Origin of the sequence: Vallitalea maricola, assembly GCF_036985595.1 — a bacterium.
Classification (GTDB): Bacteria; Bacillota; Clostridia; order Lachnospirales; family Vallitaleaceae; genus Vallitalea; species Vallitalea maricola.
The window spans coordinates 1-15,793 of the sequence record NZ_BTPU01000075.1 but is presented as its reverse complement, the minus strand read 5'-3'; the positions used below and the strand labels follow the sequence as shown (position 1 = coordinate 15,793).

The following is a 15,793-nucleotide window of genomic DNA, read 5'->3' as shown; positions in this document are numbered from 1 at the left end:
GTCTATATAATTTAAGAAAGAAGAGGGAAAGACGCATTATCTCATAAAATTCTTAATATTTATTCTTTACATGTATTGAAATAATGAATAGAAAGGATACTACAAAATGATACATGAAAAATACTATGAACTTTTAGAAAAACAAGAAAAATTAATAAGAAGAACTAATGTGAAAAATGAAGATTTTTATAATGGTATATATGATAGATATAAGTATCCTGTACTTACAAGACATCATATACCTCTACAATGGCGGTTTGACTTGAACAAAGAAAGTAATCCCCATTTCTTAGAAAGATTAGGGGTAAATGCTATATTTAATCCCGCAGCTATCTACTTAAATAACAAATATTATCTCGTATGTCGAGTAGAGGGTTTTGATAGAAAATCTTTTTTTGCTGTTGCAGAAAGTGATAATGGTATAGATAATTTTCGCTTTATTAATGCTCCAATATATTGGGAAGATGTGGATAAAGAAGAAACCAATATGTACGATATGCGGCTGGTTAAACACGAAGATGGGTGGATTTATGGTGTTTACTGCTCTGAAAGTAAAGATTTAGAAGTGTCTCAATCAGATACATCAAGAGCAATCGCTAAGGCTGGATTAGTTCGGACAAAAGATTTAAAAACATGGGAAAGACTCCCTAATATTAAAACACCTTCACCACAACAAAGAAATGTAGTCTTACATCCTGAGTTTGTTAACTCCCAGTATGCATTCTATACTAGGCCCCAAGATGGATTTATTTCCACTGGTTCAGGCGGCGGTATTGCATTTGGATTATGTGAGGATATATTAAATCCAATAATCAAAGAAGAAACGGTTATTAATGAAAAAAAATATCATACAGTCTATGAAATTAAAAATGGTCAAGGACCAGCTCCCATTAAAACGGATAAAGGATGGATCCATATAGCTCATGGTGTAAGAAATACAGCAGCAGGTTTACGGTATGTCTTATATGCATTTGCAACAAGTCTACAAAATCCCAAAAGGATAATAGCAAAGCCGGGTGGATATTTTATTGCTCCATATGATAGTGAAAGAATCGGAGATGTATCCAACGTTATTTTTTGTAATGGTGTCATTGTCAATGAGCGTCATGAAGTCTATATTTATTATGCATCAAGTGATACACGAATTCATGTTGCAGTAACGACTCTAGAAAAATTAATGGATTTTACATTTCAGACACCGTCGGATGCCTTTCGTTCTTTGGATTGTGTCAAGCAACGCTTATCATTAATTAACAAAAACATAGAGTTACAAAAGGAAACGCTTCATTGTTTTAAAAATTAATCTTTAGTAAATTTATAGATATTTAAATTGAATTATAGATATTTGAATTTACTTATTTCAGGATAAATATATAATTTAACTAAGATAAAGGTTAAAGAGCCTAAAGTGCTTTATTATGCCATTATCTCAATAACAAAAGAGGTGACTAAATGAAAAAATTAAAGAAACACTTGAAATATTATCCCCTTTATCTCATGATGCTCCCAGGATTTATTATAGTATTATGCATGCGATATTTACCTATGGGAGGAATAATTATTGCTTTTAAAGATATGAATTATGCGGATGGCCTGTTCGGTAGTCCCTGGGTTGGGTTAAGAAATTTTGAATTTTTATTTAAAACAAATGATGCTTTATTGATTACAAGAAATACTTTATTATATAATTTGGTTTTTATATTTTTAGGATTATTTTTGGCAGTAGCTTTTGCTATTGCTCTTAGTGAAATCAGAAATCGATTTGCAGCTAAAGTTTATCAAAGCTTATTTTTCTTTCCCTATTTCTTATCAATGGTGGTTGTAGCCTATATGGTATTAGCATTCTTGGGAATGGAAAATGGATTTTTAAACACTAAGATGTTGACTGCATTAGGTATAGACAAAATCAATTTTTATGCTGAACCTAAATATTGGCCGCTTATTTTAACATTTGTGAATACTTGGAAGTATCTAGGCTATTCAACGGTGGTATATCTAGCCGCTATATTAGGTATTGCTCCAGAGTTATATGAAGCAGCTACCATTGATGGGGCTAATAAATGGAAACAAATAAAGTATATTACATTACCAGGCATTAAACCTATTATGATTATATTAACCATAATGGCAATAGGCAAAATATTCTACTCTGATTTTGGTTTGTTCTATAATGTTCCTATGGATTCTGGAGCTTTATTTCCAACAACTCAAGTTATTGACACATTTGTCTATCGTGCAATGATGAATTTAGGTGATTTAGGTATGGCAGCAGCAGCAGGATTGTATCAATCCCTTGTTGGATTTATACTCGTATTGACAACAAACTGGATCGTTAAGAAAATTGATTCAGAAAGTGCATTATTTTAGGAGGGTATTATTGTGAGTAAAAAAGCAAGAATAAACGCTATATCTAATCGGTCAAACGTAATATTAAATGTTTTTTTTATTGTATATTCCATTATATGCGTTGCACCTGTATTACTAATTTTAGGTATTTCCTTTACCAGTGAAAATGAAATCATACTACATGGATTCAATTTTATTCCTAAAGAATTCAGTTTAGAGGCTTATAAATTTTTATTTCGAGATATAACAAGTATAGCAAGGGCATATGGTGTATCCATATTTGCAACGGTAGTAGGGACGTTTCTTAGTGTGTTATGCATAGCATTATATGCCTATCCCATTTCACGAAATGATTTTCCAGCAAAAAAATTTTTTACATTCTATATATTTTTTACAATGCTTTTTAATGGAGGGCTTGTTTCAACTTATTTTTTCAATACACAAGTCTTTCACATGAAAAATACCATTTATGCATTAATTATACCTTTAATGATGAGTCCTTTTAGCGTTTTAATTGTTAGGACTTTTTATCAACAGAGTGTCCCAAAGTCTATATTAGAATCTGCAAAAATCGATGGTGCCAGTGAATTTCGGATTTTTTACCAAATGGTATTACCTCTTTCCAAGCCTGCCATAGCAACAATAGCATTATTTGATACTTTGACTTATTGGAACGATTGGTTTTCAAGTTTATTATACATATCAGACAAAAAATTATATACCTTACAATATACTATGTATACAGCTCTCATGAATGTACAGTACCTATTAAAATTTGGTCAGAATTCATCGCAAGACATAGGGCTAAGTGTATTACCCAAGCAAACCGTTAGATTTGCAATGGTACTCATTGCAATAGGGCCTATTGCCTTAGCGTATCCCTATTTTCAAAAATATTTTGTTAAAGGGTTGACCATAGGTTCAATCAAAGGTTGAAATAATTACATAAGTAATTATTTAAACAGAAGTTTGTATAATTGTCTTTATTAACTGTAAGGGTGAGTACTTCTTTAGTGTCAAACCACTCTTAGAGGGGACATTAAAAACGATTATGCAAATTTCCATATATATCTTTATAAAAACGAAGTGGAGGTAGTTATTTATGAAAAAAATAGTTACAATAATGTTAGTTATCATTTTAACATTATCAATGACTGCTTGTGGGAAAAAGGTCGATACAAAAGAAAGTAATGCACCAAGTGGCCAATCAAATGAGCAAACAAAAGATAGTGGAACAGAAGGAGAAGAATTAGAACATGTCACCATAAAGCTTACTTATCCAGGCTCTCCTCAAAAAGACGAGGTCATGGTGGAAGAGGCAATCAATGAGTATTTGAAAGATAAGATAAATGCTTCAATTGATCTTGATCCTATCGAATGGTCGGCTTATTTAGAAAAAACCAATTTAATGATGGCTACAGGTGATGAATTAGATATGTTATTCACTGCATCTTGGTATGAATATTATACAAATGTTTCTAAAAAAGCATTTGTGCCATTAAATGATTTAATTGATACATATGCACCAAAAACAAAGGAATTATTACATCCTGCACTCTTTGAAGGTCCTAAAGTTAACAATGAATTGTATGCCCTTCCAACCAATAAAGAAATAGCAAGTGCCAGAGGTTTGTTTTTCAGAAAAGACCTCGTAGACAAATACAATTTTGATATAAGTAAAATTAAATCTATGGATGATTTTGAACCCATTTTGGAGCCTATGCTAGAGGTTATCAAAGAAAATGAACCAGGAATCTATCCTTATTATTGCAATGGAATGGGATTGCCTCAATTTAATAATTTAAATGATGCAGTTGGTTCAACTCTTGGAGTTTATAATCCTAGAACAGGAAAAATAGAATATGGTGAAGAACAGCCGGAACATATGGCCATGCTAAAATTAGCTTATAAATGGAATAATAAAGGTTATATCAATGAAGATGCCATCACAGCTCAAGAGAGTGTCCCTAATATGTTCGCCACTTATATGAACTATAAACCAGGTAAAGATGCTGAAATGTCAACTCAGCTAGGTGTTGAATTAATCGGTATCCCTATAGGGAAAATTAAAACAACAACAGAAGATGTAACAGGTTCAATGATAGCCATTTCAAGAACAAGTAAAAATCCAGAAAGATGTATGATGTTTTTAGAGCTATTAAATACTGATAAATTTTTAAATAACTTGTTGAACTTTGGTATAGAAGATGTCCATTATGTTAAAGTAAAAGAGAATGTCATTGATTTTCCTGAAGGAGTAACAGCTCAAACAAGTAGATATTATCCATCATCACAATGGATGTTCCAAAACCAATTCTTGAACTATTTAAGAGTACAAGAAGCTGAAGATAAATGGGAGCAATTCAAAGCATTTAATGAAGCTGCGGAGCAATCCCCATTATTAGGTTTTTCCTTTGACAGCTCAAGTGTTAAATCAGAAATTGCTGCCTGCAAAAACGTTGGAGATGAATTTTCCACATCTTTAGCTGTCGGTGTTATGGAGCCTGAGGAAGGTGTTAAAAAGTATCTTGAAAAAGTAAAAGCTAATGGTTCAGAAAAAATAATCGCTGAAAAACAACGACAAGTTGATGAATTCTTAGCTAACAAGAAATAAACTCAATATTTTGCAAAAAAAATAATATGGATTCATTAAAATAAAAGAGGAGGTATTATTAATGAAGAAATATCTAAGGTTAAAAGCTTTAATTATGGGGGCCGCTTTTTTGTTCGTTTCATTAATAATGACACCAAGTCACATCATTTATGCACAGAGTAATGTAACAATATATTGGGACGATGTGAGACAGGAGATTGATGGGTTCGGTTTTTCACAGACAGGCAATCAGGCAACAAATCTATACAACCTTGAAGATTCTACAAGGCAAGAAGTGTTAGATATACTTTTTTCAAGGACAGATGGTATGGGAGCCTCTATTCTTCGAACAGAAGTGTTATGGGATTTCTGTCCTGAACCAGGGGTCTATGATCCTACTGTTGGTTTTGAACAAGCATGGGTTATGCAGCAAGCCCAGAATCAATACAATGTGGATAAGCTAATAAGCACCGTGTGGACACCTCCCTTATGGATGAAAACAGAAAACAGCATTAATGGTGGAAAGCTAAAATATGAATGTTACGATGATTATGCAGAGTATCTAGCCAATTATATAACACAATACGAGGAGAACTATGGTTTGGATTTTTATGGTATATCTATTTCAAACGAACCTGAACCTATCACAGATATCATCGTTTCTTGGCAATGCTGTACTTGGTCAGGTGAAGAAACTAAGACCTTTATTCGTGACTACATCAAACAAGCGTTTTCTAGTCATGGAATCAATGATGTGAAGGTCATAGCCAATGAATCAGCATTTTGGAGAGATAGGGACATTAAACCTACCTTAGAGGATCCTGCCGCCTGTGCTAATTTAGATATTGTTGGTATGCATAGCTATCAGCAATGGTTATACCCAGTTAAATATTTGTCTTCTCCAAAACAGCACAATAAAAAATTATGGATGACAGAGGTTTCTGATACAGGAGAATTGAAAACGGATATAGATGATGGCTTATATTGGGCTAAAAATGTACATGACTTTATGACAAAGGCAGAAGCAAATGCTTACTTGTATTGGTTAGGTGCAGTTGGGTCTAGGGTTTCAGAGGGGTTAGTCTATATTGATATAGAAAATAATACATATGAAGCAAGAAAAGCTCTATATACGTTAGGCAATTACAGCCGTTTTATTCGACCTGAGTATGTTCGTATTAACACATCATCCTCCAATCCTGCAAGTGGGGTCTATTTATCCGCGTATAAAGACCCTCAAACAGGTGATTTTGCAATCGTAGCAATAAATGATAACAATAGTACGGTGGATGTTCAGTTGTCGGCGGATGGTTTTAGTGCAGCTTATATAACACCTTATGTTACAAATGCTAACAATAATTTAGAGCTAAGTCCTAATATTTATGCTAATGATATCAATAGTAACAATACATACACTCTTCATTTATCGCCTAACAGTGTAACCACTTTCACAGGTGCTAATGGATCAACAGGTCAAATTCAAACGTTGACTGATGGATTGGATGATTGGAGTAAAACCCATGCTCATTCAGAGGGAATGATCTTGGATAGTACGAATCCTAATAAATTTGATGGTGATACATCTAGAGTTAAGAGGATGAATGAAGAGAATCAGAATATTATCTATCATGTTAACAATATAAATAATTTTGAAGCAACAATGTATCATTATAAAGCGTACGATGACATTAACTTCTATATCTCTTCTGACGGTGAGAATTGGCAAAAAATTCAACATGAAAGCACAGACGGTGTATGGACAGATATTGTATGGAGGAAGAAAACATACATGCCCTTAGAAAACATACCTACAGGGACCAATTATCTGAAAATAGAGATTGCTGGTGCTGGAGCATGGGAAAAACAATTGGGGGAAGTTAAGATATTTTATAAGGAGTAAATCTAATAGTCTGTTAAAAGAATCAATTGTGAAAAAAATATTTTATAAAAAGCAGAGGTATCCATGCTTCTGCTTTTAAAAAAAATTGTTGATTACATCACCAAAATGAAAATCAAATGCAAGGGGTGATGAAATCAACCTTTTCTATGCTTCCTGTAATGTTTGAGAACACAAACTAGCAGTAAGTTAATGAGTAATAATATTATTTTTTTAAGAGAAATGATGCTCTTCCGCTGATAACATGAAATCAGCTCATTTGGAAAGGAGATTAGATATGATTAAACCCAATAAAAACCAATTGATATACCAAGATTTAGAGCAAGGTATATTTTTCCATTTTGGTATTCGTACATTTAATGAAGCCCATGTGGATTGGGATGGTAAGAATATGGATATCCATTCCTTTAATCCCGTAGACTTAGACTGTGAACAATGGATTAGAACCGTAAAAGAGGCAGGATTCAGATATGCTATCATGACGACTAAACATCATGATGGATTCTGTCTCTGGCCTTCTGCTTATACAGATAACTGCGTTAAAAACTGTCAATGGCGAGATGGAAAAGGTGATGTTGTAAAAGAATTTGTTGATGCATGTAAAAAATACGACATTAAGGCGGGGCTTTACTATTCCCCTGCGGACTTTAGTATTTTTGACTGTAACATGAGTGAACAGGAATATAATCAATATATTATCAACCAGTTATCGGAGCTGATGAGTCATTATGGAGCTATTGATCTCATATGGTTTGATGGATGTGGATCGGAGAGATGTACCTATCACTGGGGTGATATAACGAAAAAAGTGAGAAGTCTTCAACCCAATATTCTAATATTTAGTATGGGTGATCCTGATTTTAGATGGATTGGTAATGAATCAGGGGTAGCAACAAAACCATGTTGGAACGTAGTGGATCGCGTTCACTTCTCTATTCAGACAGAAGATATGGACGACTTAGGAGGAAAAGGCAGCTTATGGCTTCCAGCAGAATGCGACTGCCGTATACGTAAGGATAATTGGTTCTATAGTGATGAGGATGAAGATACAATAAAAAGTTTAGATGAACTAATGGGTATTTACTATTACTCTGTAGGCAGAGGAACGAATTTATTAATGAATATTGGTCCAGATAGAAGGGGATTAGTTCCTGAAAAAGATAGCAAGAGATTGTTAGAATTTGGTGCAGAAATTAAAAGAAGATTTAGCAGCCCTATGGCATCAAAGAAAGAATTTCTAGTTGATGGAAATAAATATGTTTATAAAAATGAGGAAGGTATCTTAATGAATCATGTCATCATTAAAGAAAACTTAATGAATGGTGAACATGTTCGTAAGTTTGTTATAAAGGGAACTCCCTATCCTTATGCAAGTGAAGAAATTTTGCTTTATGAAGGCTATAATATTGGACATAAGGCAATATGTCATTTCCCTTCCCTATCATTAAAAGAATTAACCATTGAAATTATTGAAAGCTCAGGGGAAGCAGTATTAGATGATATTTGCATTTATTATTGTCAATCAGTAGAATAATCTAAGGTGTTAAATAATTTAATTAAAAAATATACAAGTTATTTTTACACAAGGACAAAGGAAAATAGGAAAGGGTGAAGGCATGAATTTAGAATATATGTTGAAAGATGAAACTTATAAATATATATATGGAAGTCTTGTTGAAGATAAAGCATATGATCAAAATGAGTTTAAAAAGCAGTATTGTGGTAAAAATGATTGGGTAGTAGCTCAACTGCTTTTAAAATCCAATGAGGATATGCAGATTTGTGTTAATGAAGATACCACCTTTTATCCAAAAGGAACCATTGAAGAAGTAAGAGTAGAAGTGAATGTAGATGGAATGAGTAATGAAAATATTCAAGTTCATTTGGTAGGTCTTATCCAAGATGATGATAGCTGCTACAAATCTGATTTACTTTTAAATCAAAAAAATATCATTGTAGAAGCAGGAAAAGAACAGGCTATATGGATAGAAATTTTTATTGATAAGCATATACCAAAGGGTATCTATAAACCAATGATTTCTTTGTATAACAAACATTTATTTGAGGATGAAGTATTAATTCATGAGATTGAATATGAATTTGAAGTCCTTGATATTAGTTTAGATGATCCAAGAGATTACCAGTTCCATCTTGATTTATGGCAGCATAATAGCAATATAGCAAGGCAATATAATGTGGATTTATGGAGTGATGAACATTTTGATATTATTGAAAACTACATTAAATCTTTAGCGAATCTAGGTCAAAAAGTTATTTCTGTTATTGTATCTGAAATGCCATGGTCCGGTCAAGATACCATGCATAACAAGATAGATGATTCTAATCTGTTTGAATATAATATGGCAAGGATTGTCTATTCAAAAGAGGGACAGTGGGTGTATGATTTTTCGGCTATGGAACGCTATATTAATATTTGCTTAAAATATGGTATTGATAAAGAAATAGAAGTTTTTGGATTAAGCAACATTTGGCTTTTTGAAGATGTTGGTTTCGGTAGGATAATAGAGGATGTAAAGGATGGTATCCGACTACGCTACTATGATGAAAACCAGCATCTGTTCCGTTATATAAGAAAAAAAGAGGAGCTAGCTGGTTATGTAAAAGCTTTGGAACAATTCTTTATAGAGAAAGGATTAATTCATAAGGTTCGAATTCTTGCTGATGAACCAGCAAAGCTGGATGAGTTTATCAATAAAATAAGTGTATTCAATGAGATGGCAAAAGGGTTTCAATATAAAGTTGCTATTAATAATATTGATTTAATGGGTGAAAATATACCTCATGTAGTGGATTATTGCCCTTCTCTTGGATGTACATGTGATAAGTATGAAGAACTACACGATCTTAAAGAGAAGGTAGATGGAGTAATTACATATTATGTATGCTGTGGACCAGAATATCCAAATACATTTATTAAGTCACCAGCTATTGAAGCACGCATAATTCCTTGGATAGCATGGGTATTAGATTTAGATGGTTTTTTAAGATGGAATTATACCGCATGGCCTAAGGACCCATTAAATAAAATTGCAATCAAGTATCCCTATTGGCCGGCAGGGGATACCAATTTTGTCTATCCTGGTAAAGATGGAATTCCTATACTTACCATAAGATACATGAATCTTAAGAGAGGAATCAGGGACTATGAAATTATTAACCGTTATGTAAGCACCTTTGATGCTAAAGAGGAAGTAAATCATATGTTAAAAGATGTCTTTTATTGGGAGCGTCTAAGTGATATCAATTATAAAAAGCCCCAAGAGATATATTCTTTTGACTATGAAGCTTATAATAACATTATTAATCATATGCTGAAAAAACTGAGTTAATACATTAAGGGACTGTCGGAAAATGAGTAATTTCTGACAGTCTCTTCATTTAAAATGCTACTTGTGAAAATGTAATTCATTAAGTACATTTTTTTTTATTCTCAGATGCTGCAATAAAATCCATACTATTTTTAGGAATGGCAAAAACTTAATCCCCTCTGTCTGTATAATGCTTTTTAATATTTCTTCAAGTTTCATAAGTTTATTCAACTGTGTATATTACTAAGTGTGGGAGAAATAATAAATATAGCAGTAATGATTATTTTGAAAATGCATTAATTAATTTAAAAATAAATCTTACAATTGAATCTGGAGGTAGAAATAGTAAAAACTAAACATAACTTAATTATATACAAAACAGCTAAATTGCAGCTTGAATTATTGGTTTTATTAACATAAAATATAAGTTTAATAACTTGATAATAGTATAATATCTAAAAAGTTCATGATTTTAAACAAAAGTTCATAATAATGGATTGTAGAAATTGTAGAATCTTTATATTATATATATAAACTTATATATGAGTATATTTCATCTAATTAAATGAAGGAGGACATATTATTATGAAAAAAATCATTACATTAATATTGGTTCTAGCATTAGGAGTTACTACTTTAGTAGCTTGTGGAGATAAGGAGAAAAATACCAACAAGGATACTAGTAATGTAAAAGAATCAACTGAGGATATTAAAGCAAGTGATGAAAATGCAAAACAAGAAAATGAAACTGATAGTTTAGTAGTATATAGCCCTCATAAAGCAGATATGATTAATCCTATTGTAAAGGAATTCCAAGAAACAACAGGAATCAAAGTAGAAGTTGTTGCAGCAGGTACTGGTGAATTATTAAAAAGAATCGAATCAGAACAGAATAATGCACTTGGCGATGTTATGTGGGGTGGAGGAGCAGAATCACTAAATGCCTTCAAACAATATTTTGAACCATATGAAAGTGAAGAAGCCAAAATGGTAGATGCTGCTTTTATTGATAGAGAAAATGCATGGACTGGTACAAGCCCATTACCAATGGTTATCATGTACAACAAAAAGCTCGTTAAGCCTGAAGATGTACCAGCTTCATGGGGTGATTTGTTAGATGAAAAATACAAAGGTAAGATAGCATATGCCGATCCAACAAGATCTGGTTCATCTTTTACAATTCTAGCAACAATGTTGACTGCATATAAAAACGAAGGAGATGAAGGATGGAAATTCATCAAAGATTTTTACAGTAATCTAGATGAAAAACTAATCTCTGGTTCATCAGGAGTATACAAAGGTGTTGCTGATGGAGAGTATGCTGTTGGATTGACTCTTGAAAAAACAGCTATGGAATATGTAAATGCTGGAGCAGAAGTAGGTATTGTGTATCCAAGCGAAGGTACATCATCAGTTCCAGATGGTATTGCCATCATAAAAGGAGCTAAAAATGAAGCTAATGCAAAGAAATTCATGGATTTTGTTCTTACTGCTAAAACTCAACAATTCATATTAGACAATTTTGCATCACGTCCAGTTCGTGATGACGTAAAGACTGCTGATAACTTAATTAAGATGTCAGATATGAAATTAGTAGATTATAATTTGGAGTGGGTATCAGAGAACAAAGAAAACATCATCAAAAAATGGAAAGACATCGTAATAGGAAAATATTAATATAGATTATATCACTCAAATAAAAATATCATAGTTATGCTAAGATTAATCCACAAAAAGCAAGAAGGTACAAATTACTTTTTGTGGATTAATCATACTAAACAAAAATACTAAAAAAGAATATTGGGAGGAAACAAATATGAGTCATCAAGTTGTCATAAAAAATGCCGTAAAAATATATGGTGACTACAAAGCAGTAAATAACGCTAATCTAACTATTAAGGAAGGCGAACTATTTACACTACTTGGTCCATCAGGTTGTGGAAAAACAACACTACTTAGAATGATTGCAGGTTTCAATAGTATAGATGGGGGACATATCTCGTTCGGAGACAAAGTGATAAATGATATTCCGGCCCATAAGAGAAACATAGGAATGGTTTTTCAGAACTATGCAATATTCCCACATATGTCTGTTTTCAACAATGTTGCATATGGTTTAAAAGCTAGAAAGATACATAAAGATGAAATTAACAAAAGAGTCATGGAAGCCTTGGAAATGGTTCAAATGGCACAATTCAAAGATAGACAGCCATCACAATTAAGTGGTGGACAGCAGCAAAGAATCGCACTGGCAAGAGCTATTGTTATTCATCCAGATGTATTATTGATGGATGAACCACTTAGTAATCTTGATGCGAAATTACGTGTTCAAATGAGAACCATAATAAGAAAACTTCAAAAAGACCTTAAGATAACTACTATATACGTTACACATGACCAAGAAGAAGCATTAGCTATTTCTGACAGGATAGCAGTTATGAAATTAGGAGTAATTCAACAAGTAGGGACACCTGTTGAAATATATAAAGACCCACAGAACACTTTTATAGGTGACTTCATAGGTACTTCTAATTATCTGAAAGGCAAAGTGATAGAGAAAAATTCCAATGGTACTAGAATCAATATCAACAACAAGATCATTAATATGAATCTAAAGAATGATTACACAGGTGAAGTCATCGTTGGCGCTAGACCTGAAGAAATAATGATTACAGATGCAAAAAAAGATGAATTGAATGGAGAAATCGTCATCGGTACATTTCTAGGTGATTTCATTAATTATGAAATTAGACTTGCTAATGGTCAGATTGTTGAAGTTAATGAATATACAAAAGACATATCTCATATAAGAAAATCCGGTGATAAAGTAAGCTTGATATTATCCTCTGATAGAATACATATCTATGATAGCACTGGTGAGGAGGTACTCCTATAATGAAAAGAATAAGGAAATTCTTTAATTTCTGGAATGTAACAAGAATCATTGCATTCGCTACATTAGCTGTAGTATTAATATATCCTTTCTTCTCAATGCTTAGAGAGAGTTTTGTTTCACAAGAGACAGGCGGATTTACATTTGCCAATTACTTAGAATTTTTCAAATACCCTTATTATTATAAAACACTTTTTAATAGTTTATCAGTTGTAATTACAGCAACTATTCTATCAACATTGATAGGTCTTCCAATGGCATACATAACTACACGTTATAATATATGGGGTAAGCCATTAATTAATATAATGATTATACTATCCCTATTATCACCACCATTCATTGGGGCATATTCTTGGATATTATTACTTGGTAGAAACGGATTCTTGACCAATATCTTTAGAAATATTGGAATAGAATTACCAACTATATATGGATGGACAGGCATAGTATTAGTATTCACATTGAAGTTCTTCCCTTATGTTTATCTCTTTGTTTCAGGAGCTCTCAAGAGTATGGATTCATCAATTGAAGAGGCAGCAGAGAACTTAGGGGTATCTGGAATCAAGAAACTATTTACAATTACTTTTCCACTAATACTACCTACTATAACAGCAGGGGCATTAATGGTATTCATGACTTCTCTAGCTGATTTTGGTACACCTATGTTAATAGGTGAAGGATATAAAGTACTGCCTGTACTAATATATGAAGAATATATGAGCGAAATCGGCGGTAATGCTACAATAGCAAGTATGTTAAGTGTTATTATAATCATTTGCGCTGTAGCGATTCTCCTAGTTCAGAAACTAGTGATTGCCAAAAAAAGTTATATGATGAGTTCACTTAGACCACCTAAAGTTGTAAAATTAACAAAAGGTAAAAGAATAGGATTAACAGTTTTTTGTTTGGTTATAGCAGGTATTGCTATGGTTCAACAAGTTGTGGTTGTCATAACTTCATTTATAAAAACTAATGGACCTATCTTTGTAAAAGGCTTCAGTCTTGATAGCTATAAAATGATTATTAGCAAGTTATCTACTAATATATCTAATACATTCCTATATTCAACAATAGCTATCATAATAATGGTTATTGCAGGTTTACTACTATCCTATTTAATAGTAAGAAAAAAATCAAAAGTTAACAGTTTATTGGATATATTGATTATGTTCCCTTATGTTATTCCAGGAGCGGTACTTGGTATCAGTCTTCTCGTAGCATTTAATAAAGGACCAGTTATGCTAGCTGGTACAGCATGGATTTTGATAATTGCATATGTTATCAGAAAGTTACCTTATACCATTAGGTCGAGTACAGCTATATTATATCAGATAGATCCTAGTATAGAAGAGGCTTCTATCAATCTAGGGGTATCGCCAATGAAGACTTTCTTCAAGACAACTGCAAGGTTAATGGCACCTGGAGTATTATCAGGAGCGATACTTAGCTGGATTACTACTATAAATGAATTAAGTTCTAGTGTTATCCTGTATACTGGTAAAACGGCTACTATTTCAGTTGCTATCTATACAGAAGTTGTCAGAGCAAGTTTTGGTACTGCGGCGGCGTTAGCTTCTATATTGACTGTTACTACTATTGTATCTATTTTAATATTCAATAAGATATCTGGTGGTAAAGGAATAACTATGTAGATAGTAAAATGTGTATTGGGATGGTGCGTGTAAATAATGGAGATATGCAAAAGTATATTGCGTGGCTAAAATATATTAGATATAATATAACATGAATTTAATTTATTAAAGAGATAACTTGGAAATGATATATATTTGAAAGGAACAGTGATTATGGACGTAATAGATTTACATACACATACCCTTTTTTCGGATGGAGATGCCACTGTTGAAGAGATACTGGAAGTAGCAGATGGCTTAGGATACAAGATCGGCATCTCTGACCATGTTTTCTGCTCTAAAATGACTACTGAGAGTGCTATAGAGGAGTACCTTGACAAATTAGAACAATACAATGTTTACAAAGGAGTAGAGGCAAACATAGGAGACTACACTAAATGGTCCGATAGAATATTAGGCAAACTAGACTATGTAATATCAAGTGTACATACCTACAACGATACCATAAACCAACGTACTTGGTTATCCGAATATTTCGGATACAGAGCCGGACACAGAGATAACTACAAACAAAGATATAAAACATCCGATTGCAGATACATACTAGAAGGTATACTTGAAACCATAACAAAAACATTCCAACGAACCAAAGTTGATATCCTAGGACATTGCACCGTGCTACCATTCTACGAACAACTAATAGATACCGACTACATCAACAGATGGGAAGAAGAACTACTGACTCTATGCGAAAAATATCAAGTAGCAATAGAAATAAGCGGCCTATGGAAAGAACCAAACACCAATTTCCTTAAAAAAGCCTTGAAGAAAAACATTCTCTTTTCCCTAGGCAGCGACTGCCACAAAAAAAGTGAAATATGCAACCTAAAATACCCCCTATCAATAATAAACGAACTTAACATCCCCGAAACAAAAATGTACACCATAAAATAATAAGAAACATTATAACCACAACTAAATCAACCAAACTATCATTACATCAAACTAATCCAAAATCAACTAATCTTATCATAATTAAGGTGACTACAATAAATATATACAATAACATATCAACACAATTATAACTCACACAATTAACGTAATGTACGGTGAAAACCCGTGTATAATAGTTGTATTTTA

General features: G+C 32.7%; 11 protein-coding genes. All 11 read left to right on the top strand.

Features of this window, described 5'->3' with window-relative positions; translation table 11 throughout:
- Window positions 1-106: 106 nt before the first annotated feature.
- The 11 genes from AACQ14_RS19210 to AACQ14_RS19160 all read left to right on the top strand — a co-directional run bounded on the left by AACQ14_RS19210 (window position 107) and on the right by AACQ14_RS19160 (window position 15,607).
- Window positions 107-1,303: a glycoside hydrolase family 130 protein gene (locus AACQ14_RS19210; protein ID WP_339365205.1), complete on the top strand. Its 1,197-nt coding sequence runs from the start codon at window positions 107-109 to the stop codon at window positions 1,301-1,303.
- Window positions 1,304-1,452: 149 nt separating this feature from the next.
- Window positions 1,453-2,367 (top strand): ABC transporter permease, encoded by a 915-nt coding sequence (locus AACQ14_RS19205; RefSeq protein ID WP_339365204.1) that lies wholly within the window; start codon window positions 1,453-1,455, stop codon window positions 2,365-2,367.
- A 12-nt stretch (window positions 2,368-2,379) separates the two neighbouring features.
- Window positions 2,380-3,282 (top strand): carbohydrate ABC transporter permease, encoded by a 903-nt coding sequence (locus tag AACQ14_RS19200; RefSeq protein ID WP_339365203.1) that lies wholly within the window; start codon window positions 2,380-2,382, stop codon window positions 3,280-3,282.
- A gap of 166 nt (window positions 3,283-3,448) precedes the next feature.
- Window positions 3,449-4,960 carry an ABC transporter substrate-binding protein gene (locus tag AACQ14_RS19195; protein WP_339365202.1) on the top strand — a complete coding sequence of 504 codons (1,512 nt, stop codon included), beginning with the start codon at window positions 3,449-3,451 and terminating at the stop codon, window positions 4,958-4,960.
- A 61-nt stretch (window positions 4,961-5,021) separates the two neighbouring features.
- Complete coding sequence (locus AACQ14_RS19190; RefSeq protein WP_339365201.1) at window positions 5,022-6,839, top strand: glycoside hydrolase family 30 protein; 1,818 nt, start codon at window positions 5,022-5,024, stop codon at window positions 6,837-6,839.
- Between the two features lie 241 nt (window positions 6,840-7,080).
- Window positions 7,081-8,370, top strand: coding sequence for an alpha-L-fucosidase (locus AACQ14_RS19185; protein WP_339365200.1), 1,290 nt, complete (start codon window positions 7,081-7,083; stop codon window positions 8,368-8,370).
- A gap of 82 nt (window positions 8,371-8,452) precedes the next feature.
- A complete protein-coding gene (locus tag AACQ14_RS19180; RefSeq protein WP_339365199.1) occupies window positions 8,453-10,186 on the top strand; it encodes a DUF4091 domain-containing protein in 1,734 nt (577 codons plus the stop codon).
- Between the two features lie 564 nt (window positions 10,187-10,750).
- On the top strand, window positions 10,751-11,842 hold the full coding sequence (locus AACQ14_RS19175) for an ABC transporter substrate-binding protein (RefSeq protein ID WP_339365198.1): 1,092 nt from the start codon (window positions 10,751-10,753) through the stop codon (window positions 11,840-11,842).
- 139 nt (window positions 11,843-11,981) lie between these two features.
- Window positions 11,982-13,061, top strand: a complete 1,080-nt coding sequence (locus AACQ14_RS19170) for an ABC transporter ATP-binding protein (protein WP_339365197.1) — start codon at window positions 11,982-11,984, stop codon at window positions 13,059-13,061.
- Window positions 13,061-14,713: an ABC transporter permease gene (locus AACQ14_RS19165; RefSeq protein ID WP_339365196.1), complete on the top strand. Its 1,653-nt coding sequence runs from the start codon at window positions 13,061-13,063 to the stop codon at window positions 14,711-14,713. The genes AACQ14_RS19170 and AACQ14_RS19165 overlap by 1 nt, the downstream gene beginning before the upstream one ends.
- A gap of 153 nt (window positions 14,714-14,866) precedes the next feature.
- Entirely contained in the window at window positions 14,867-15,607 is a 741-nt protein-coding gene (locus AACQ14_RS19160) for a PHP domain-containing protein (protein WP_339365195.1), read from the top strand.
- Window positions 15,608-15,793 lie beyond the last annotated feature (186 nt).

Excerpts from the sequence above, each read along its gene's own strand:
- AACQ14_RS19185 (WP_339365200.1), top strand. The coding sequence starts at position 7,081 with ATGAAATCAGCTCATTTGGAAAGGAGATTAGATATGATTAAACCCAAT.
- AACQ14_RS19190 (WP_339365201.1), top strand. The coding sequence starts at position 5,022 with ATGAAGAAATATCTAAGGTTAAAAGCTTTAATTATGGGGGCCGCTTTT.
- AACQ14_RS19180 (WP_339365199.1), top strand. The coding sequence starts at position 8,453 with ATGAATTTAGAATATATGTTGAAAGATGAAACTTATAAATATATATAT.
- AACQ14_RS19175 (WP_339365198.1), top strand. The coding sequence starts at position 10,751 with ATGAAAAAAATCATTACATTAATATTGGTTCTAGCATTAGGAGTTACT.
- AACQ14_RS19165 (WP_339365196.1), top strand. The coding sequence starts at position 13,061 with ATGAAAAGAATAAGGAAATTCTTTAATTTCTGGAATGTAACAAGAATC.
- AACQ14_RS19195 (WP_339365202.1), top strand. The coding sequence starts at position 3,449 with ATGAAAAAAATAGTTACAATAATGTTAGTTATCATTTTAACATTATCA.
- AACQ14_RS19205 (WP_339365204.1), top strand. The coding sequence starts at position 1,453 with ATGAAAAAATTAAAGAAACACTTGAAATATTATCCCCTTTATCTCATG.
- AACQ14_RS19210 (WP_339365205.1), top strand. The coding sequence starts at position 107 with ATGATACATGAAAAATACTATGAACTTTTAGAAAAACAAGAAAAATTA.
- AACQ14_RS19160 (WP_339365195.1), top strand. The coding sequence starts at position 14,867 with ATGGACGTAATAGATTTACATACACATACCCTTTTTTCGGATGGAGAT.
- AACQ14_RS19170 (WP_339365197.1), top strand. The coding sequence starts at position 11,982 with ATGAGTCATCAAGTTGTCATAAAAAATGCCGTAAAAATATATGGTGAC.